This window comes from Mesorhizobium sp. M8A.F.Ca.ET.208.01.1.1, assembly GCF_004791315.1.
Taxonomy (GTDB): Bacteria; Pseudomonadota; Alphaproteobacteria; order Rhizobiales; family Rhizobiaceae; genus Mesorhizobium.
Genome location: NZ_SRUT01000307.1, coordinates 1 through 301, shown reverse-complemented (window position 1 = coordinate 301; position 301 = coordinate 1). Strand labels below are relative to the sequence as shown.

The 301-nt window shown below is 62.5% G+C and carries 1 pseudogene; it reads right to left on the bottom strand.

The window, feature by feature from the left end:
- Window positions 1-212, bottom strand: a pseudogene (locus EN851_RS36675) (hypothetical protein); the annotation flags it as partial.
- Window positions 213-301 lie beyond the last annotated feature (89 nt).

Sequence of the window (301 nt, the reverse complement as noted above, 5' to 3'; positions counted from 1 at the left end):
CTGACGCCCTCGTCCTGTTCATCTCCGCCCTCGTCGTGGCCGGCGCCGTTGCCCTCATCGCACTCGCGCTGCGCCGGCGGCGCAAGCGCCGCCGGGCGCGCGGCAGCGCCGATCCGGCCGGCGACTTCGCCAGCAATGTGGCTGATGAATGCCTTGGTCTTCGACGGACGGGTCAGGTTGCCGGATATCCCCACCACCAGCTTCTTCGTCATCTCGGTTCTCCTCGCGGCGTTTATTCATTAAGCCTACCGATTTTATAGAATTAAATGAGCGAGAAGATTTCAAAACGGGCCCGGCAGAG